A 19,646-nucleotide genomic window follows, 5' to 3' on the forward strand; every position below is an offset into this window, starting at 1 on the left:
GCCGTGGGGGTTTACCGCGAGGGGCGGTGTGCCGCTCAAGTGGGTGTCGGGACCGGGCGGTAGGCGCCGAGGGAGTCCCGGTCGGTGGCGGGGGTGCCGGTTCCGCCGTTGGTGACCTCACAGGTCCTGGCGAAGATCCGGGCGGGGCGGACGGGGGTGATCGCCGGCTCGTACCGGCCTGCGTTCTGGTAGCCGGAGTTGCCGTTCCAGCCAGCCAGGTCCTGGCACAGGGACCGGTTGTAGCGGGTGTCGTTGTCGATAAAGGTCTTGAGCCAGGGGATTGCACTCATGGCCGACTGGACCGCGACGGTGCCCTCGTCCGAGTCGGTGATCCACTCGTCGAACGAGTGCGCGTCGTTGGAGAAGTGCGGCACGACGACGGCCGTCCAGCCCGAGGCATCGGAGCCGGACTGCTCGCTGCCGGTCGCCCACGGCAGCGTCGAGCCGCGCACGACTCCTGCGGCACCCGCCGCCGTAACCCTTCAGCACCTTCACGTCGCACGCCCGCGCGTGCGGGACCGTTGGTGCACTCCATCATCCGTATCCTTCGGGTCGCGCCCCCGCTTCCCTCACGGACTTGGTCTGAGCACCCGGATCGATGCCTCATCCGGTGTGAAGCCGGAACCACGCCGGAGCACGCCCTCCGACGGCTCCAGCCGCTGGCCCCGGCTCAGGTCCAGCTGATGTTCGGCGGGTCGGCCCTCGTGCCGCATGAAGTCCTCCTCCACGTCAGCCGAGCATGTGTCAGGTGTCCAGGGCCGACCACCGATTCGCATCATTGAACAGAGGTAAACAGGGGTCAATAGAATGGACCCGATCGCATCGAATGCGATCACAATCGATCAGAATGGTGCGCCGCAGCAAGCTTTTTCGTGTGCGGGCGAGCTGGTGCTGCGCGGTTGGCGGGCGGGCGCGGGCTTGGAGTGGCGGCCAGTGCCGCGGCCCGGTCGGGGCGGCCAGGCGAACGCGCTTTCTATCTGGGTCCTTTCGCGGTGCTGCGCGTCCGGCTGCCGCGCGGCCGCCGCTCGTCGGTTGAATGTGTTCGACGCACGCATCTTGCGGTTCCGGAAGCGGCGGTTCTACGCTGCGGGAGCGCTCCCACACCCGCTCGATTCGATCACGGGCTGTTCTTGCGCCGTGGTCATGAATCGTTTCATCGTTGGTTGCTCGGTGGGTGCGTGGCTCGGTAATCGCTTTCGAAGGAGCCGTCATGTATCTCTCGCTTCGCAGATTCCGAAGTACCCGTGGACTGCTGGCCTCGGTGCTGGTCGTGCTGATGGCCGCGGTGTCGCTGGTCGCTCTTCCGGCGCCCGCGGCGCAGGCCGCGGTCATCGACACGAACGCGTCATACGTGCTGGTCAACCGGCACAGCGGCAAGGTGATGTCCGTGAGCGACGCGGCCACTGCCGACGGGGCGCCGATCGTTCAGTGGTCGCGTGACGACGGGGCCTGGCAGCAGTGGCAGTTCGTCGACTCGGGTGGTGGCTACTACCGCCTGAAGTCCGTGCACAGCGGCCAAGTGGTGGACATCGAGGGGCTTTCCACCACGGACGGGGCCAATGTCATCCAGTGGCCCGACAGCAACGGCACCAACCAGCAGTTCCGCGTCGTGGACACCGACAGCGGCTACGTGCAGCTGATCAACCGCCGCAGCGGCAAGGCGCTGGACGTGTGGGAGCGGTCCACGGCGGACGGCGCCCGGGTCTCCCAGTACACCGACAACAACGGTGCCAATCAGCAGTGGCAGCTGGTCCCGGTCGGCGAGGACCCGGACCCGGACCCGGACCCGCCGACCGGCGAGGCCCTCCAGATGGAGGACCTCAACCGGGGTCTGGTGTCGGTCCGTTCGGGTGACGGGAACCTGGTGTCCTGGCGGCTGCTCGGCACCGAAGGTTACGACACGGCGTTCAACGTCTACCGCGGTTCGACCAAGGTGAACGGTTCGCCGATCACCGACTCCACCAACTACCTGGACCGGGGCGCTCCCGCCGACGCCGCCTACACCGTGCGTGCGGTGGTGGACGGCACCGAGCAGGAACCGTCGGAAGGCTCGCTGCGCTTCACCGGCGGCAACTACCTCGACGTCCCCCTCCAGCGGCCCGGCTCCGGGTACACGCCGGTCGAGGCGAGCCCGGGGGATGTGAACGGTGACGGTCAGTACGAGCTGATCGTCAAGTGGGACCCGGACAACGCCAAGGACAACTCCCAGTCCGGGGTCACCGGCAACGTCTACATCGACGCCTACCAGCTGAACGGCCAGCGGCTGTGGCGCATCGATCTGGGCCGCAACATCCGGGCCGGCGCGCACTACACGCAGTTCCAGGTCTATGACTACGACGGCGACGGCCGCGCCGAGGTCGCGATGAAGACGGCTGATGGCACCCGCGACGGGCAGGGCGGCGTGATCGGCAACGCGAACGCGGACCACCGGAACTCCGGCGGCTACATCCTGAGCGGCCCCGAGTACCTGACGATGTTCAACGGGCAGACCGGCGCGGAGATGGACACCGTCAACTATGAACCTCCGCGGGGCAGTGTCCCGTCCTGGGGCGACGACTACGGCAACCGGGTCGACCGTTTCCTGGCCGGCACCGCCTACCTCGACGGCCAGCGCCCTTCCCTGGTCATGGCGCGCGGCTACTACACCCGCGCCGTCATCGCGGCCTGGGACTTCCGGGACGGGCAGCTCACCCGGCGCTGGACGTTCGACTCCAACGCCTCGGGCAACGGCGCCGCCTACGGGCAGGGCAACCACCAGCTGTCCATCGCGGATGTCGACGCCGACGGCCGGCAGGAGATCGTCTACGGCGCGGCGACCATTGATGACAACGGCCGCCTGATGTACTCCACGGGCTACGGCCACGGGGACGCCCTGCACGTGGGCGACTTCGTGCCCTCCCGTTCGGGGCTTGAGGTCTTCTCCATCCACGAGTCGGGCAACCAGCCGGGCTCCGACCTGCACGACGCCCGCACCGGCCAGAACATCCACCGCACCCCGACCAGTGGCTCCGAGGGACCGGGGCGTGGCGTGGCCGCGGACATCTACGCCGGCAACCCCGGCGCGGAGTTCTGGGGTTCCGGCCCGAACATGAACCAGCTGCGCAACTCCTCCGGCGGCAATGTCGGACGCAACCCCTCCTCGGCGAACTTCCTCGCCTGGTGGGACGCCGACCCCGTGCGGGAACTGCTGGACGGCACCCGCATCGACAAGTACGGCACCGGCGGCGACACCCGCCTGCTGACCGCGAGCGGCGTGGCCGCCAGCAACGGCACCAAGTCCACCCCCGTCCTGTCCGGCGACCTGTTCGGCGACTGGCGCGAGGAGGTCATCTGGCGGCACTCGGACAACAACGCTCTGCGGATCTATGCCACGAGCACCGCGACGGACGTCAAACTGCACACCCTGGCCCACGACGCCCAGTACCGGGTCGCGCTGGCCTGGCAGAACACCGCCTACAACCAACCGCCGCACCCCAGCTACTTCCTGGGGGCCGGCATGACCCGCCCACCGCAGCCGAACGTCTACCTCCGCTGACCGGTCCCGGCCACCCGGCCAGGACCCGAAGGCGCGAAGCAGCGTGAACGGGGCCGTCTCCCCTGCGGGAGACGGCCCCCCGGCCGTTCGGCGGCTCCGTTCCGCCTGAGCGGCCGGTGGCGACCCGTGGCCCGGGGCTGTCGGGTCTTAAGCGGAGCGCCTACAGTCCGCGGCGTCCGGCAGCCGATCAGCGTTCGATATGCCGGGCATGGCCGTTCCGGGCGCCCCCCCACCGCCCCACCGCCCCACGGCACTACGCGGCGCGGCTCTCGTCCGGACCACCCGGCCCAGGCGCCCCGCCCGACCGCCGAGCGGCAGGTGAGAGGACGCGTGCCAGGACGAGCGAGAGGGCGAGGAGGAGGAGCCCGGCCGCGGGGGCCTGCGCGAGGGCGGCGGAGGCCCCCCATGTGTCGGCGGCGCGCCCGGCGAGGGACGCCGCCAGTGCCGAACCGGCCGCACTGGCGGAGTTGTTCCAGGCGAGGGCCTGGGTGAGGACGGCCGGGTGGACGGTCCGTTCCGTGAGGACGTTCAGCAGGACGAGCGTGGGCGGAACCGCCGCCTCCGTGGCGGCCACCGCCGCGCCGAGCCAGACGGCGGACGGCGCGAGGGGAAGCGGCAGCGCCGCGCCCGTGAGACAGGCGGCGGCGATGACGAGTTGGCGGCGCGCCGGGGCCGGGTGCTGCCGCAGCCCGTAGAGCCAGCCGGCGAGCAGCCCGCTGAGCGCGGCGACGGTGATGATCGGCGCGGCGGCACCGGGAGTCCCGTGGCCGATGGCGAAGGCGCTCACGGCGACCCCCATGGTGCCGAAGTACAGCCCGATGGCCAGGTTGAGCAGGGCGAGGAGGAGGAACGCCGACCGGTGCAGGGTCCTGCCGGTGCGGGCACGTTCGGTGTGCTCGCGGTTGGGCGGGGGCGCGGTGCGGCCCTGGGCGGCCAGCGCCCCCGCCCCGCCGAGGATCAGGGCCGCGGCAATGGTGCTGGCCAGGGTCGCGCCGCCGGCCGCGCCGAGCGAGGTGACCAGGACCGGCCCGAGGAGGAAGGCGGTGGCGTTGGCCAGAGATTCCAGGGAGAAGGCGGCGGGCAGCTCGCCGGCCCGTTCGCCGCGCAGCAGGTGGGCCCAGCGGGCCGCGGACAGGGCACCGAGCTGGGGAACGGCCGCGCCGGCGCAGGTGGCGGCGGTGATCGCGGCGGCGGGGGTGGCGGCCGCCAGCACACCGGCGATGGCGGCGCCGTGGGCGAGCAGGGAGAACGGCAGGACGCGGGGCTGGCCGAACCGGTCGGTCAGACGGGCCAGTTGCGGGCCGAGCAGGGCCTCGGCGAGCGCGAACCCGGCAGTGGCGAGGCCGGCGGTGCCGTAGGAGCCGGTGCGGGCGTGCAGCAACCAGACCAGGCCGAGGCCGGTCATGGCGATGCCGACGCGCCCGGCAGCGGCCGTGAGGAAGAAGGCGGCGGCGCCGGGAGTGCGCAGCAGGGGACGGTAGCCGGTGGCGGCGCGGGGCATGAGATGTCCTTCATCGCCGCCCGGCGGGGCGGGCCGCCTGGGGCCGCCGGCGCCTGGGTGGTACGGAAGGGCGCGGCCCCCGGCCCGCCGGGGGGCGTCCAGAGTTGCGGCGGGACGGGACACGCGCCCTCGCCGCCACCCCGACACCGGGCGGAGGAGAAACGTCGGACCCGGACCAAGGCGGGCCCGGGCGACCGGGGCAATGCTAGCGGGGCTGCCGCGGTGACGACGGGTGGGGGCGCGAACTCGACGTGCGCGAGGGCTGTTTCGGTGGTGTGTCGGCGGGTAAGGTTCCCGTAATCTTGGGAGCGCTCCCACACCGGAACCACCCCGACCCCCCTCTTCCGGAAGACGGAGACCGCACAATGTACGCAGATACCCCCACACGCCGCTGGACGCTGCGGGTGATCGCACCGGTGCTGGCCGGTGTCGTCGGCCTGCTCGCCCTGTTCATGAGCCCCTGGACCGAATCGGCCAGCGCCCACGGCTCGATCGTGGACCCCGCCTCCCGCAACTACGGCTGCTGGGAACGCTGGGGCAGCGACCACATGAACCCGGCCATGGAGCAGGAAGACCCCATGTGCTGGCAGGCCTTCCAGGCCAACCCGAACACCATGTGGAACTGGATGAGCCTGTTCCGGGAGAACCTGGCCGGCAACTTCCAGGGGGCGATCCCCAACGGGAAGCTGTGCAGCGCCGGTGACGCCCAGGGCGGCCTGGCCAGCTCGCTCGACAACCCGGGCCCGTGGACCACGACGGACGTCAGCAGCAACTTCAGCGTCCACCTGTACGACACGGCCAGCCACGGCGCGGACTACTTCCAGGTGTACGTCACCAAGCAGGGCTTCGATCCCACCACCCAGGCCCTGGGCTGGGACGACCTCGAACTGGTGGAGGAAACCGGTAGTTACCCGCCGGCGCAGGACATCACCTTCGACGTCAGCGCCCCCGGCCGCAGTGGCCACCACATCGTCTACACGATCTGGCAGGCATCGCACCTGGACCAGACGTACTTCATCTGCAGCGACGTCAACTTCGGCTGAGCCCGGCCAGCCGGCCGGTGAGCTTTGTACCGCCCCGCCGGGTCCCCGTCAGGGGCCCGGTGGGGCGGTGCCGTTGCGCCGTGCCGACGCCCCCTCGGCCGGGCCGGGGAACGCCGGCCGGGGAACGGGCCGGGGAACGCGGGCCGGCCGTCCGAATCCGCTTGTCCGTCGTCCGGCCAGGGGATTACCGTGCGCCGGTGGATCTCTTCTCGCGCTCCTGGACGGCGTTGCGCACGGCGGTGGCCGAAACCCCGGACGAGGACTTCGACCGGCCATCGGGCTGTACCGGCTGGCTCGTGCGGGACCTGGTGTGCCACCTGGTCATCGGCGCGCAGGACGTCCTGATCACCCTGGTCACGCCCGCCGAAAGCGAACCGACCGTGGACGCGGTCACCTACTGGGATCTGGTCGAGCCCCCGACCGGCGAGGACCCGCTCGATGCGCTGATCCCCCGGCTGGCCGCCGCATACGGCGAGCCGCGGTGGCTGAAGTTCCACTTCGACGACGTCGGTTCCGCCGCGGGCCGCGCCGCCGGACTCGCCGACCCGGCCGCCCGCGTCAGCACCCGCGACGAGGTGCTGACCGTCGGCGACTTCCTGTCCGCGTACGTGCTCGAATGGACCCTGCACCACCTCGACCTCATCGCGCATCTGCCATCGGCCGCCGGTCCGCCCGCCGAGTCCCTCGCGGCGGCACGCGCGTTGCTGGAAAAGATCGCCGGGACCCCGTTCCCCGCCTCGTTCTCCGACGAGGACGCGCTGCTGATCGGCACCGGGCGCCGCACACCGACCGACGCGGAGGGCGCCGCGCTGGGCGCGTTCGCCGCGGGGCTGCCGCTCAGCGTCGGCTGAGCGGCAGCCCCGCGGCCGCCGCCGCGCTGCCGTCCTGGCCGGTCAGGACGCGGAACCAGTCGATCGTGGCCGCGGTGGCGGCGACGCCTGAGCCGAGGTGCCGGGACCCCTGGTAGTCCACCGCGCCGAGATCGACGACCGGCACGTCCCGCCCGTTCTCCCGCAACTCGGCGTGGCACCACGCGGTGTTCTCCACGACGGCCTGTTCGTCGCCCGTCGCCATGTAGAGCCGCGTCGGCATCCGCGGAGCCCAGTCCGTGCACACGCGGCCCGCGGCCGCCAGGGCCGTGGCGAACGATCCGGTGGGGGCGGCCAGCAACTGGCGGCCGCGCTCCGTCAGCAGTTCCTCGGCCGAGTCCGGCAGGCCGTCCATCATCTCCCGGCCGGTGTGCGTTCCGTCGAACAACTCCTCGACGGAATCGGCATACTCCGATCGGAACACCTCGGCCGGGTCCTGGTACACGCCGCCGTGCAGACGATTGACCGACACCAGCGCGTACGCCGCGTACACCGCGCCGTACTCGGGCGCGACCCGGTCCTCGTCGAGCAGCGACTCCAGTGTCGTGCCGACGAAGTCGTACGCGCCGCTCACCGGTGCCAACGCGCCCGCCCGGAACCACCGGTCCTCGCCCTCCTGGAGGGCACGCCCCAGGCCGAGCGCGGCCGAGGCGCCCTGCGAGAAGCCGGTGACCAGCACGTTCCGCCGCAGCGTGTGGCCGGTGCCCGGCGCGAAGGCGCGGGAGGCGCGCAGCATGTCGAGCGAGGCCGTCGTTTCCGAGGGCACGTCCATCCACGGGTGAACGCCCGGCCCGAGCCCCATGCCGAGGTAGTCGGGCGCGACCCCGGCGAAGCCCGCCGCCGCGTAACTGATCGTCGCCGCGCTGACGAAGTTCTGCCGCTGCATCGACGGCGCGTCCTCCTTGTGCACGCCGGTCCCGTGGGCGAAGGACACCGGGTGCAACGCGCCGTGGCGGGTCCGGGGCAGCGCGAGCAGCCCGCTGGCGGTGGTCGGCCGCCCGGCCGCGTCGACGGTCCGGTACACCAGCCGGTACGCGTCGACGCCGTAACGGGCCACACTGCCGTCGAACCCGGCGGCGGCCAGTTCGGCGGCGGCGTCCGCACGGCCGTCGAGGGTGTAGAGCAGTTCGGCGGAGACGAGCGCGCCGCGGTGGTGCCGCTCATGCCCCGCGGCGGGAGCCGCGGGCACCGCGGGAGCGGCGGTCGGCGCGACGGCTGCCGCGGCGGGAGTGAGAGTCAGCAGCAGCGCCGCGCAGGACGCGGCAATGACGGGGGCACGCATCGGATTTCGTACTTCCCTCTGGATCGACATGGTTCCGGAGTCCTCAGCCTGGTCGTCAGGCCGGTTCCGCGCGGTGGGTCCAAGCACCGATCCGAGGTGGTGACAGGTCCACCTGCCGCCATGGGGATGCCCCTAGTGCCGGGTGGCCGCTGTCCGTTCTGTCCGGTGTTCCGCTCTCGCGCTCGGCGGGCCGGCGGTTGTGACGCCGCCGGCCCGTCTCCCCCGAGGGGCGCATACGCCGGTTGGCGGCCGGCAGTGCCCCTGCACCCGACAAGAATGGCGGCGGCGCTTTCATCTCGCTTTCGTGGCGCGCACGGCTTCGGTGACAGGTACGTCACACTGTGGGTGATTGCCGAACGGGGGGACGGGAGTTCATGGAGTTTGTCGTTTTGGGCCCGGCGGAGATCCGGCGGGCGGACGGGCGCGGCGAGCCCGTGACGGGGCGGTTGCAGCGCGTCTTGCTGGGTGTGCTGCTGGCGCGGGCCAACCAGGTGGTGCCGGTGGACGTGTTGACCGAAGCGCTGTGGGGGGAACGGCCGGACGCGCGGGCCGGGCAGCGGCTGCACCTTCACGTGCACCGGCTGCGGGGCACGCTCGGCGAGCCCGACCGGCTCACCTTCGGCCCGGACGGGTACCGGCTGCGGGTGCTGCCGGGGGAGGTGGACGCGGAGCGCTTCGAGGCACGCGTCGGCGAGGGCGTGGACCTCGCCGGCCGTGACCCGCGACGGGCGGTCGGCGTCTTACGGCAGGCGCTGGCGCTGTGGCACGGCGTCCCGTTCGCGGAGACGGATGTCCCGGCGCTCGGCGACTGGGCGCACCGGCTGGCCGAACGCCGGCTGGTCGCGCACGAGGCCCTCTGCGAGGCCGAGGTGGCGTGCGGGGCGTACACGGCGGTCATCGGCGAGCTGACCGGTCTGGTACGGGAGCATCCGCTGCGCGAACGGCTGCACGGGCTGCTGATGATCGCGCTGTACCGGTCGGGGCGGCAGAGTGAGGCGCTGGCGGCGTACCGGGAGGCGCGGGAGACGCTCGTCGAGGAGCTGGGTCTGGAGCCGGGGCCCGAACTGCGGGAGCTGGAACGGCGGATGCTGGCGGGGGAGCCGGTGAACGTCGGCGGGGAAGGGCAGCCGCAGGTGGCCGTTCCCGCGCAGCTGCCCGGCGACGTGGCCGGGTTCGCGGGGCGGGAGGCGGAACTGGCGGAGCTGGACGGGCTGTTGTCGGGCACCGGTCCCGCGGTCGTCTCGGCGGTGGCCGGGACGGCCGGGGTGGGGAAGACGGCGCTTGCCGTGCGGTGGGCGCACCGGGTGCGGGAGCGTTTTCCCGACGGCCAGCTGTACGTCGACCTGCGTGGTTACGGACCGGACCAGCCGGTGGCCCCGGAGGACGCGCTGGGCGGGTTCCTGCGCGGGCTGGGCCTGGACGGCGCGGCGATTCCCCAGGACACGGCCGAACGGGCGGCGCGGTTCCGCACGTTGGTGGACCGGCGCCGGATGCTCGTGGTGCTGGACAATGCCCGCAGCGTGGAGCAGGTGCGACCGTTGCTGCCTGGCAGCCCGGCGTGCTTCGCGCTGGTCACCAGCCGGGACGCGCTGGCCGGGCTCGTGGCCCGCGAGGGCGCCCACCGGGTCAGCCTGGACCGGCTGTCGCGCGGGGAAGCACGGGATCTGCTCCGCGAGGCGCTCGGCGCCCGGGTGGCGGCCGAGCCGGCGGCGACCGACGCCTTGATAGAGCGGTGCGCGCGGTTGCCCCTCGCGCTGCGGATCACCGCCGAGCTGGCCAGGTCCCGGCCCGCCAGCTGCCTGGCCGATCTGGCCCATGAACTCGCGGACCAGCAGGGCTCGCTGGACCTGCTGGACGCCGACGGCGATCCGCATACGGCAGTGCGCGCGGTGTTCTCCTGGTCCTACCGGCGGCTGGACCCGGCCGTCGCCCGCGTGTTCCGCCTCCTCGGTCTGCATCCGGGGCACGACACGGACGCCTACGCGGTCGCGGCCATGGCCGGCCTCGGGCCGCGCGAGGCGCGCCGCGCGCTGACGGTACTGCTGCGGGCCCACCTGGTCGACCAGGTCTCCGGCGGCCGGTACCAGCCGCATGATCTGCTGCGCGCCTACGCCGCCGAACTCGCCGCGGCCACCGACGGCACCGCCGCGCGCGAGGCCGCCCTGAACCGGCTGCTGGACTTCTACCTGTCCACCGCCTCCGCCGCCATGGACGCCGTCACGCCGTACGAGTCCTACCGGAGGCCGAAGGTGCCCGCCTGGGGAGGCGAGGCGCCCCCGCTCGCCTCGCACGACCATGCGCTGCGCTGGCTCGACGCCGAACGCGACAACCTGCTGGAGATCGTCAGGCACGGCGATGCGGCCTTCACCATCGACATGGCGGAGACCATCTGGCGCTACCTGGACATCGGCGGCTACCTCGACGAACTGATCACGCTGTCCGTCCGCGAGCTCCAGGAGTCCCGGGCCGTCGGCAACCTGCTCACGGAGGCCCACGCCCGCGGCCGCCTCGGCCTGACCCTGAGCCGGCTCGGCCGGGACCACGAGGAGGCGATCAGCCATCTCCAGCAGTCCCTGACCGCCTACGAGCAGGCCGGGGAGCCGGAGTTGCAGGCCATCGCGCACAACAACCTGGGCATCGCGAACGTGCGGCGGGGGAAGCTGTCCAAGGGCCTGGACCACTTCGAGCTGGCCCTGGCGCGGAACGGCCCGACGGGGCCGTGGACACTGCGCCGGGCGGCCACGGTCAATATGGTCGTCTCCCTCAAGGGCCTCGGCCGGTACGAAGAGGCCCTGGGCCAGATGGAAAACGCCCTCGAACTCTGCCGGCGCCACGGCGACGAGACGAACGAGTCGAACGTGCGCGCCGGTCTCGCGGAGCTGTGCGCGCTCATGGGGCGCGGGGAGCAGGCGCGCGAACAGGCCACCCGCGCCTTGGCCATGGCCCGGAAGACGGGCTATCGGGGCGTCGAGGGCGACTGTCTGCGCCTGCTCGGCGTCCTCTGCCGCGAGCGAGGCGATCACGAGCAGGCGCTGGCTCTGCATCAGGAGGCCCTGACGCTCGCGCACGACGTGGGCGACGCGGGTTCGCTCATCGAGACCAGTAACGAACTGGCAGCCACCCACGCGGCCGCGGGGCACCCGGCGGCGGCGCTGCGCCTGTACGACGAGGCCGTGGCCCTGGCCACCGAGGCCGACCAGCGCAAGATGCTCGCCGACACGCACGCGGGCGCCGCCGCCGTTCACGCCGGACTCGGCGCGCACGACGAGGCCCGCGCGCACTGGCGCCTGGCGCTCGGCCACTACGAGGCACTCGACCTGCCCCAGGCGGCCGACGTGCGGGCCCGACTGGCCGCGGCGGAACGGGCGGAACGGGCGGAACGAGCGGAACGGGCTGAGCCCGGCGGGGAGGTCAGCGAGTAGCGCCGGGCGCCGCCCGGGCGGGGCGGTTACCCGGTGCGGGTGTAGGTCAGTGGGGCCTGGCCGTCGGTGTTGTCGCGGCGGAGCTGGTCGCCGACGGGGACCAGGACGGTCGGGTCGCCCTGCTGGCAGGCACCCTCGGCCACCGTCACCTCGCTGGCGGTCAGTTCGACCGTCTCCCCGGCCACGGTCAGCAGGTCGGCCGCGAACTCGCAGTGGTAGCCCGGCCCGTCCGCGGTGAGCGTCATCGCCGTTTCGCCGGGCGCCGCCTGCTGGATCTCCATGACGCGGGTGTGCTCCTCGCCGTCCCAGACGGGGGTGGAGGTCCACGTGCCCAGGAAGAAGTCCGGAATCCCGCCCGCCGCGGTCCCGCCCTCCGGCTCCTCGTGGTCCGGCTCCTGGGTGTCGGGTTCCCCGTGGTCCGGTTCCTGGGTGTCCGGCTCCTGAATACTGGGTTCCTGGATGTCCTGGTCCCCGCCGCCCGCGGCCCCGTCCTTGTCGTCCGTCCCGCCGTCCGCCGGGTACTCGCCGCCGACTTGGCCGCCCGAACCGTCGTCCTCACCGTTCCAGACGCCTGCGAGCACGGCGCCGGCGCCCAGCCCCGCGACGAGTACCACCGCGAGCGCGGCGATCAGCAGGTAACGGCTGTCACGCCGCGTCCCGGCCGCGGGCGGCGGCGTGCCGGGGCCCGACACCGTGCCATGGGTCAGCGGCGCGGGGACCGGCGCGGACAGGAACCGCGGGACGTCCGGATGCTGCGGCACCGCCGCCGGCGGGGGCGGCGGCCCCGTGAGGGTGGGGGCGTCCGGCGCCGGGTCCCGGACGGCGAACGGGAGCCAGCCGACGGCGGGCAGCGGGCCGTCGTCCAGGCCCCACTCCGCGGCCAGCTCCCGGCAGCGGGCCAGGACTTCGGCGGCCGAGGGCCGGTCCGCCGCCGCCCGGCGGAGGCAGGGCCCGACGAGCCCGCGCAGCTCGGCCGGGCAGGCGTCGAGATCGGCCTCGGTGTGCGCGATCCGGTAGAGCATCGCGTCCGGCGGGCCGTCCCCGTAGGGGTGTTGCGCGGCGGCGGCGACGCAGGCCGTCAGCCCGAGGGCGAACACGTCGGTGGCCGCGGTGATCTCGCTGCCCACCGCCTGCTCCGGGGCCATGAAACCGGGGGTGCCCACGCGGGTCCTGGTGCCCGTCAGGGAGGTGGCGTCGGCGGCCCGCGCGATGCCGAAGTCGATGACGACCGGCCCGTCGCCCGCCAGCATCACGTTCCCCGGCTTGAGGTCCCGGTGGATCACCCCTGCCGCGTGGATGTCGGCCAGCGCCGAGGCGATGCCCGCGACGAGCCGGAGCACCGTGCGCGGATCGAGTCCGCCGTCGCTCGCGTTCAGCGCCTGGGACAGGGCGGGGCCGCGGATGTACTCGGCGGCCAGCCAGGGCACGGGGCCCTCGGTGTTGCTGTCCACGACGGGCGCGAGGTAGCGGCCGCGCACCCGGCGGGCCGCATGCACCTCCTGCTGGAACCGTTTGCGGAACCGCGGTTGCCCGGCGAGGTCCGCGTGGACCACCTTCAGGGCGACGGGCTGCCCGCCCCTGGTCCGCGAGAGGTACACCGTGCCCATCCCCCCGGAGCCGAGCCGCCCCTGGAGCTGGTAGCCGGATACGTCCCGCGGGTCCCATGACTGGAGCGGTGCGACGGGGGCCGGTGCCCAGCCCGCCGCGTCCCGGTGCTCCCCCATGTCCACCCCCGCCGTAGCCCTTCGCTTCGTCGCCCAGCGTGCGTGCGGCAACTCCCTATGTATCGTAGGCTCCGTCCCGCACCGGGAGAAGCGGCCCGTGTCCGCACCGGGTAACAGCCCCGTCACAGCCATGTCGCCCCAACTGCCGCCTGCCCTGAGCCGGTTGGCGGCCCGCCTCAGATGAGCATGGCGCTCTGGGTCCAGCGGCGGGTGGCGTAGGGGAGCCAGCAGACGTGCGTACCGACGGGGTGGGCGAGGTGTTCGGCGGCGAGGGCGGCCAGGACGGGCTCCGGAACGGCCTCGGCCGGGGCGCCGGGGATGAGGGTGTCCACGGCGCTGCGGTAGGCCGGATCGGTGAGGGTGTAGCGGCGGAGGCCGCCGAAGCGGCGGTCGCGGAGCTGGTAGAAGCCGGGTCCGCGGCGCCACTGGCACTTGCCCAGGTAGTGGGTGGCGCGCCAGCGGGCGAGGTGGGTGGCGGCGTCGGGGACGCCGAGCAGGGTGGCCGGCGGGTGCAGGTGGCTGAAGGGCATCCACGAGGGAGCGGTCCGCGGACCGGCGGGGAGCCGGAGGTGCCACTGCGTGTAGATGGCCTGCGCGGTGAGATCCCGTACGAGCGAGAGGACGTGAACGGTCAGCTCCGGCTCTGCGGGCCCGGCCGGGTCGCCGAGGTCGACGAGGGCGGGGATCTCGACGTAACGCGCGCCGAGGTCCCACAGGCGGTCGACGAGTGCGCGGGCGGAGCCCGTGAGGGGGATGTCACCGAGGTACATGCCCGGGGCGTCGAGCACGCGGGCGTCGTAGTCGCGCCAGGCGCGGAGCACGGGTGGGGTGTCCATGGGTCTCCCAGCTCAGGCGGGCTGCGGTGCGGGGCTGCGCCCGGCGACGGTGCCGGTGTCGGCGTCGGTGCCCCGTTCCGCGGCGGCGGTGGTGACGTTGCGCATGAAGCCGAGGCGGAGCATGTCGTCGTTGACGGCGGTGGGGACCACGTGGACGTGGTGGCCGGCGTCGGTGAACAGCAGCCCGAGTTCGTGCCAGGTGGTGAGCAGGAGCGGAACGCGGGCGGCGGCGTCGGCGCGCGGGAACCGTTCGTCCAGCTTGCGGATCAGGGTGCGCGGGGTGCGGGGCTGTTCGAGCAGCTGGAACGCGGCCAACTCGAACGGGTCGTCGAGGACATGGGTGGTCCAGGAGAAGGTGCGGCGCCGGTTGAGCAGGACGATCCGGTCGCCCAGGTCGTGCTGGACGAGGCGGCTGGTGGGATTGGCCGTCATCCAGGTGCTCAGGGCCTGGTTGAGCTGCTTCGCGGTGCGGGAGGTGATGCCGCGCGGCGGCGCGTCGAAGATGTAGGCCAGATCGAACAGTTCGTGCTCGGGCAGGTCGTAGGTGAGCCGGTACGGCTCGGCGGGGCGCAGCTCGTCGAAGCCGAGTTCCGGGCGGTTGAAGTACGGGCTGAAGCGTTCGATGGCGATGCGCGCCGACAGGCCCGTCGGTGGATTGAGGTGTTCCAGGGCCGGCAGCTGCGCGATGACGGGCTCGTAGTCGGCCTCGGTCTCCCCGGGGAAGCCGTAGAGGTAGTTCCAGGAGACGGACAGCCCGGTGCTGGCGCCGTCGCGGAGCATCCGTACGTTCTGGCACCCGGTGACGCCCTTGTCCATCAGCCCGAGCACGCGGGTGTTGAGGCTTTCGATGCCCGGCTGGACGAACACCAGCCCCGCGTCCGCGAGGGTCTGCAACTGCTCGCGGCGCATGTTGGCCTTGATCTCCACGTGCATGCGCAGGTCGTAGCCGCTGTCGATGAGCCGGGGGAGCAGGGTCGTCACGTAGTTCATGTCGAGGATGTTGTCGACGATGTACATGTCGAGCACCCGGTGCTCGCGGGCCATGCCGACGATCTCTTCGTAGAACGCGTCGGGCGACTTGCTGCGGAACTGCATGAACGAGCCGTTGAGGCCGCAGAAGGTGCAGTGGTGCTTCTCGCCCCACCAGCAGCCGCGGGCCCCCTCGATCACCAGCTTGGGCTCGATCATGTGGCGGGCGCCCGAGGCGGCGAGCCGCTCCAGGTAGCCGGCGTAGTCGGGGGAGACGATGGCCGCCGGCGGCAGCGGGGCGGTGGCCATGGGGTTGACGCGGCTGCCGGTCCCGTCGCGCCAGCACAGGCCCGGGATACGGGCCAGATCGCCGCTGTCGCGCAGCGCGTTGAGGAGCGCGGGGAACGCGACCTCGCCCTCCCCGCGGACGACGTAGTCGACGAAGGGGAAGTTGCGGTGCACGGCTTCGCCCTGCGCGCTGTCGCAGTTGGCGCCGCCCATGACGGTGACGGTGCCGGGGGCCAGCTGCTTGACGGCGCGGGCGGCGGCGAGCGCCGCGGTGTTCTGCTGGAACGTGGAGGTGAACCCCACGACGTCGGGCCGCTGGGCCACGACCTCCTCCGCGAGCCGGCGGACGAAACCGCCCGCCCCCCGGTGGAGGGTGATGGCCTGCGCCAGGCGCTCCTCGCCCAGCGGGCGGCGCATCGCCCTGCCGAACTCCTCGACGCGCCGGCCGGGATCGTCGTACAGGGCGGCGGAGAACACCCAGTCGCCGCAGCCGAGGAAGTAGGAGGACAGGGCGTAGTAGCCGTAGTCGTCCGCGGTGAAGTCGCCGAATCCGGGCTGGGCGGTGAGCCAGTCGAAGTAGTCGAGGTTGCCGTGGACGACCGATGCCCGTGCGCCGGGCACCTTCTCGTTCACGCTGCGGGTGAGGATGCCCAGGGCCAGCGACGGCAGGTCGATGGGGGACCACGGCATGTTGATCAGAAGCACGCGCACGGCTGCTCCCTCCGGGAGTTGAGCTGCGGTGAGGAAAAACTGGGGCGGGGCGGGCGGGGCGGCCGGCCCGTGGCCGGGCCGGCCGCGGCGTGTCACACCTCGAGGTCTTCGTCCTCGGGGCTCATCAGCGGGACCGTGATGGTCACGGTGACCGCGGGCGAGCGGCCTTCGGCTTCGTGCTCCAGCGGGTCGTTCTCGATGACGTCCTTCTCCATGGGGGCTACCTCCTCTCGGGGGACCGGTGGGGCGGGACCAACCCGGCCCGTGGTGTGCGCAGTCCACGGGCCAGGAAGTAGAGGCCGTGCCGCAGCACGCGCACGTGGTCGGCACCGTCGAGGCCGTCGTGGCCGGAGTCCAGCCACAGCTCCTCGCAGCGCCCGCCGGCCTCGCGCAGCGCGTTCAGGTAGCTGCGCACCTGTTCCGGCGGGCATTTGGCGTCCCGGTTCGCGGCGATGACCAGCAGGGGCGCGCGGACCGCCGAGACGTACGTCAGGGGGGAGGAGCGCGCGTAGCGCTCGGGCACCTGCTCCGGGGTACCGCCGAACAGTTCGCTGTCCAGCGCGCGCAGCGCCGGGGTGGCCAGGTGCCAGGCGGTGACGTAGTCGGCGAGGGGCTTGACGGCGACCGCGGCCCGCCACAGCGCGGGTTGGCGCCCCAGCGCGAGCAGCACCAGGTACGCGCCCCACGAGGTGCCCCACAGGCCCACCGCCGCGGGATCGGCGATGCCCGCGGCGACCAGGTCGGCGCGCACCGCCGCCAGGTCGGCGATCTGCGTCCATCCCACCCCCCGGCTCCAGGCCGCGCGCCAGCGCGGGCCGTAGGCGGTGGAACCCCGGTAGTTGACCCGGGCGACCGCGAGACCGGACGCGACCAGCGAGTGAACGGCCGGGTCGTAGGCGTCCTTGTCGTGGCGTGCGGGCCCGCCGTGCACGAGGAACACGACGGGGCCCGGCGCGGTGCGCCCGGGCGGCAGGGCGAGCAGCGTGTGCACCGGCCCGTCGGGCCCGTCGGTCCACCGCTCCCGCACCTCGGCGTCCAGCGGCGGCGGGGAGGGCGGCGGCGGGGGCAGATGCCGGGTGGTCGGGCCGAAGGAGAGGACGCGGGCGGGCGTCGTGGTGTCGGTGAACAGGCAGTGCACGGTGCCGTCGGCCTCGGCCGTGGCGTCCAGCACCGTTCCCGGCGGCGCCGGTACCGTCCGGGTGCGGGCGCGGTCCAGGTCGGCCGAGGTCAGGACGCTGCGGCCGTGGCGTTCCTGCCGGATGAGGACCCGCCGCCCCCGCGGGTACCACTGGGCGGTGATCTCGGTGTCGAACGTGCACCCCGGGTGGGCGGTGAGGCCCCGGTCGGCGCGCCAGGTCACCACCTGGTAGCCGTCGGCGTGTTCGCGCACCAGCAGCAGTTCCGCGTGGCCGGGGGCGAAGCCGAGCGGCCAGACGCGGCCCCCGCGGCCGGACAGTACCGCGGCGACCCGGCCGCGCGGGGCGAGGACGGTGACCGCCTCATGGTCCCCGGGGGCGCGGGCGACGGCCAGCAGCCCGGCCTGCGGGCAGTACCCGGCCAGCCGCGCCCGGCCGGGGAAGCGCAGCACGTGCCGGGGCGGCGCGCCGCGCCGGCCGATCCGCACGGTCAGGCCCTCGTCGTCCGCAAGACCGGCCGCGGCCATCGTCCCGCCGGGGAGGACAAGACCGGCCGGGCGGCCCCGAGGCACGGCGTCGGCGAACGCGGGAACGTCGGGACCGCCGGCGAAGTCCTGCGTCCGCCACTCCCCGGTGCCGTCGGCCCGTTCCGCGAACCACCAGATCACGCCGTGCGGATCGATGGCGCACCGCACCGTTCCCGCGGGCCGGTCGGTGACCTGGCGCGCCTCCCGGCGGCCCGCGTGCCAGGCGAAGACCTCGCAGCGCCCCCGGGCATCCCCGACGAACGCCATCAGCGCCGGGTTGTCACGGCAGACCGACGGCAGGACCGGCCGGGAGACGGTGAACTGCCCCGCGTCCGCGCCGCTCGTCCCCGTACTGCTCGTCCCCGCGCCGCTCATCCCGCCTCCTCGCGCGCCGGGCCCGGCAGCGCCGCCGCGGCGGCGCCGTCCTCCGACGCCCGCAGGGCGGGGGCCACCACCCGCGAGGCGTACACCGCCACCATCGCCATCACCCCGGCCCCGGCCACCGCCACCCCCGCGGTGCCGGCCACGGCGACCAGGGCGCCGGCGACGAGCGGCGCGGCGGTGGTCGCGATCCCGGAGACGGTGTTGAGCACCGTGCCGACCCGGGCCTGCAAATCGGGCGGGGTGACCGCGATGGCCCTGGCGGCCAGCAGCACGGCCAGGGTCGGCACCAGCAGCGACACCATCGCGAACAGCGCGCCGTAGGCCCACGCCCCGGTCGCGAGAGCCAGCCCCGCGGCCACCACGACCACCGCCCAGGACACCAGCACCGCGAGCCGCGCGGCCGACACCCGCCGCGCCAGGCGCGGCGCGATCAGCGCCCCGGCCACGCCCGCCGCCCCGGCCACGGCCAGCACCGTGCCGATCGCCACGGTGCCTGCGCCGTGCCGTTCCAGGGTGAAGACCGCTCCGTAGTACAGGGCGGCCAGCACCCCGTTGACGCCGGTCATCCACCACAGCACCCCGCGCAGGAACGGCCGGCCGCCGACGAACCGCAGGCCCTCGCGCAGGTCGGTGACCACCGTGGCCGCCCCCCGCCAGCGGGGCCCCCGGCCGGTGCCGAGCGCCAGATCGGTGCGGACTCCGCGGACGCACACCACGGCGAGGAGGTAGGTGAACGCGTCGACGGCGAACGGCAGCCAGCGGGCGGCGTGGAACAGCGCCCCGCCCAGCACGGGGCCGACCACGAGCGCCCCCTGTTCGCCGGCCTGGAGCCGGGAGACCGCCCGCGGATACCCCGCGGGCGCCACCACCGCGGCCACCCACCCCTGCGCGGCGGCGGCGTAGACGCAGGTGGCGATCCGTTCCACGGTCACCGCCAGGCACAGGGCGACCAGGGGCGGCCGGTCGCCCGTGGCCAGGAACGCGACCGTGCCCATGGCCGCGGCGCCGGTCAGCGCCGCGCAGACCATCAGGGGGCGGCGCGCGCCGCGGTCGGCCAGGACGGCGGCGAACGGTCCCGCGGCCAGTCCGGCGAGCAGGGACACCGACACGACGGCGCCGGCGAGTGCGGGGGAGTGCCCGGCGGCGAGGAGTAACAGCGGGAGGACGACGCCGGAGACCTGGGTGCCCAGGGAGTCGGCGGCCGACGCGGTCCACAGGAGCCGGAAGTCATGTGATGACGTCGTGTGTCTGCTGTGGAGACCCGTCATGTCACCTCCTCCGATGTGAGAGCACCGGATGCTAGGAGAGGTGGTGGAGCGCCACAAGGACGCGCGTAGAGCAGCGGCCCGGCCCTCCTCGGGTGTGTGCAGAAGTTGAGGGGGGATGTGAAAAATCCGCGTTCGGGGAGGGTGGCGCGGT

Annotated in this window: 13 protein-coding genes; 4 read left to right on the plus strand and 9 right to left on the minus strand. The window is 73.4% G+C overall.

Annotated features, from left to right (window positions below; all coding sequences use genetic code 11):
• Positions 1-35: 35 nt before the first annotated feature.
• Complete coding sequence (locus STBA_RS27460) at positions 36-452, minus strand: hypothetical protein (protein WP_077061768.1); 417 nt, start codon at positions 450-452, stop codon at positions 36-38.
• Positions 453-1,210: 758 nt separating this feature from the next.
• Between STBA_RS27460 and STBA_RS27465 the strand changes: the two genes are divergently transcribed.
• Positions 1,211-3,535, plus strand: a complete 2,325-nt coding sequence (locus tag STBA_RS27465; protein WP_077061769.1) for an RICIN domain-containing protein — start codon at positions 1,211-1,213, stop codon at positions 3,533-3,535.
• Between the two features lie 253 nt (positions 3,536-3,788).
• Here STBA_RS27465 and STBA_RS27470 read toward each other — a convergent pair whose 3' ends face one another.
• Positions 3,789-5,036 carry an MFS transporter gene (locus tag STBA_RS27470; RefSeq protein ID WP_077061770.1) on the minus strand — a complete coding sequence of 416 codons (1,248 nt, stop codon included), beginning with the start codon at positions 5,034-5,036 and terminating at the stop codon, positions 3,789-3,791.
• A 365-nt stretch (positions 5,037-5,401) separates the two neighbouring features.
• Between STBA_RS27470 and STBA_RS27475 the strand changes: the two genes are divergently transcribed.
• Together STBA_RS27475 and STBA_RS27480 are read left to right on the plus strand one after the other, a co-directional pair.
• Positions 5,402-6,079 (plus strand): lytic polysaccharide monooxygenase, encoded by a 678-nt coding sequence (locus STBA_RS27475; RefSeq protein WP_077061771.1) that lies wholly within the window; start codon positions 5,402-5,404, stop codon positions 6,077-6,079.
• Positions 6,080-6,276: 197 nt separating this feature from the next.
• Complete coding sequence (locus STBA_RS27480; protein WP_077061772.1) at positions 6,277-6,930, plus strand: maleylpyruvate isomerase N-terminal domain-containing protein; 654 nt, start codon at positions 6,277-6,279, stop codon at positions 6,928-6,930.
• On the opposite strand, the gene STBA_RS27485 is transcribed toward STBA_RS27480, so the two are convergent.
• On the minus strand, positions 6,917-8,260 hold the full coding sequence (locus tag STBA_RS27485) for a lipase (RefSeq protein WP_079252201.1): 1,344 nt from the start codon (positions 8,258-8,260) through the stop codon (positions 6,917-6,919). The genes STBA_RS27480 and STBA_RS27485 overlap by 14 nt on opposite strands.
• A gap of 344 nt (positions 8,261-8,604) precedes the next feature.
• On the opposite strand from STBA_RS27485, the gene STBA_RS36810 reads away from it, so the two are divergent.
• Entirely contained in the window at positions 8,605-11,652 is a 3,048-nt protein-coding gene (locus STBA_RS36810; RefSeq protein WP_107485123.1) for a BTAD domain-containing putative transcriptional regulator, read from the plus strand.
• A gap of 26 nt (positions 11,653-11,678) precedes the next feature.
• Here STBA_RS36810 and STBA_RS27495 read toward each other — a convergent pair whose 3' ends face one another.
• From STBA_RS27495 to STBA_RS27515, 6 genes are all read right to left on the minus strand, one after another.
• Positions 11,679-13,376 (minus strand): serine/threonine-protein kinase, encoded by a 1,698-nt coding sequence (locus STBA_RS27495; protein ID WP_077061775.1) that lies wholly within the window; start codon positions 13,374-13,376, stop codon positions 11,679-11,681.
• 176 nt (positions 13,377-13,552) lie between these two features.
• Positions 13,553-14,212, minus strand: coding sequence for a DUF5825 family protein (locus tag STBA_RS27500; protein WP_077061776.1), 660 nt, complete (start codon positions 14,210-14,212; stop codon positions 13,553-13,555).
• Positions 14,213-14,224: 12 nt separating this feature from the next.
• On the minus strand, positions 14,225-16,180 hold the full coding sequence (locus STBA_RS27505; RefSeq protein WP_077061777.1) for a RiPP maturation radical SAM C-methyltransferase: 1,956 nt from the start codon (positions 16,178-16,180) through the stop codon (positions 14,225-14,227).
• A gap of 92 nt (positions 16,181-16,272) precedes the next feature.
• Positions 16,273-16,395, minus strand: a complete 123-nt coding sequence (locus STBA_RS39335; protein WP_290443918.1) for a hypothetical protein — start codon at positions 16,393-16,395, stop codon at positions 16,273-16,275.
• 5 nt (positions 16,396-16,400) lie between these two features.
• Positions 16,401-18,218, minus strand: a complete 1,818-nt coding sequence (locus tag STBA_RS27510; RefSeq protein WP_077061778.1) for a prolyl oligopeptidase family serine peptidase — start codon at positions 18,216-18,218, stop codon at positions 16,401-16,403.
• Entirely contained in the window at positions 18,215-19,495 is a 1,281-nt protein-coding gene (locus STBA_RS27515; protein WP_077061779.1) for an MFS transporter, read from the minus strand. The genes STBA_RS27510 and STBA_RS27515 overlap by 4 nt, the downstream gene beginning before the upstream one ends.
• Between the last annotated feature and the right edge of the window lie 151 nt (positions 19,496-19,646).

It is taken from the genome of Streptomyces sp. MP131-18, assembly GCF_001984575.1.
In the GTDB taxonomy this organism is placed as follows: Bacteria; Actinomycetota; Actinomycetes; order Streptomycetales; family Streptomycetaceae; genus Streptomyces; species Streptomyces johnsoniae.

What these genes read in the sequence shown, in the direction of transcription:
- STBA_RS27465 (WP_077061769.1), top strand. Translation starts at nt 1,211, where the DNA reads ATGTATCTCTCGCTTCGCAGATTCCGAAGTACCCGTGGACTGCTGGCC.
- STBA_RS27470 (WP_077061770.1), bottom strand. Translation starts at nt 5,036, where the DNA reads ATGCCCCGCGCCGCCACCGGCTACCGTCCCCTGCTGCGCACTCCCGGC.
- STBA_RS27475 (WP_077061771.1), top strand. Translation starts at nt 5,402, where the DNA reads ATGTACGCAGATACCCCCACACGCCGCTGGACGCTGCGGGTGATCGCA.
- STBA_RS27485 (WP_079252201.1), bottom strand. Translation starts at nt 8,260, where the DNA reads ATGTCGATCCAGAGGGAAGTACGAAATCCGATGCGTGCCCCCGTCATT.
- STBA_RS36810 (WP_107485123.1), top strand. Translation starts at nt 8,605, where the DNA reads ATGGAGTTTGTCGTTTTGGGCCCGGCGGAGATCCGGCGGGCGGACGGG.
- STBA_RS27495 (WP_077061775.1), bottom strand. Translation starts at nt 13,376, where the DNA reads ATGGGGGAGCACCGGGACGCGGCGGGCTGGGCACCGGCCCCCGTCGCA.
- STBA_RS27500 (WP_077061776.1), bottom strand. Translation starts at nt 14,212, where the DNA reads ATGGACACCCCACCCGTGCTCCGCGCCTGGCGCGACTACGACGCCCGC.
- STBA_RS39335 (WP_290443918.1), bottom strand. Translation starts at nt 16,395, where the DNA reads ATGGAGAAGGACGTCATCGAGAACGACCCGCTGGAGCACGAAGCCGAA.
- STBA_RS27510 (WP_077061778.1), bottom strand. Translation starts at nt 18,218, where the DNA reads ATGAGCGGCGCGGGGACGAGCAGTACGGGGACGAGCGGCGCGGACGCG.
- STBA_RS27515 (WP_077061779.1), bottom strand. Translation starts at nt 19,495, where the DNA reads ATGACGGGTCTCCACAGCAGACACACGACGTCATCACATGACTTCCGG.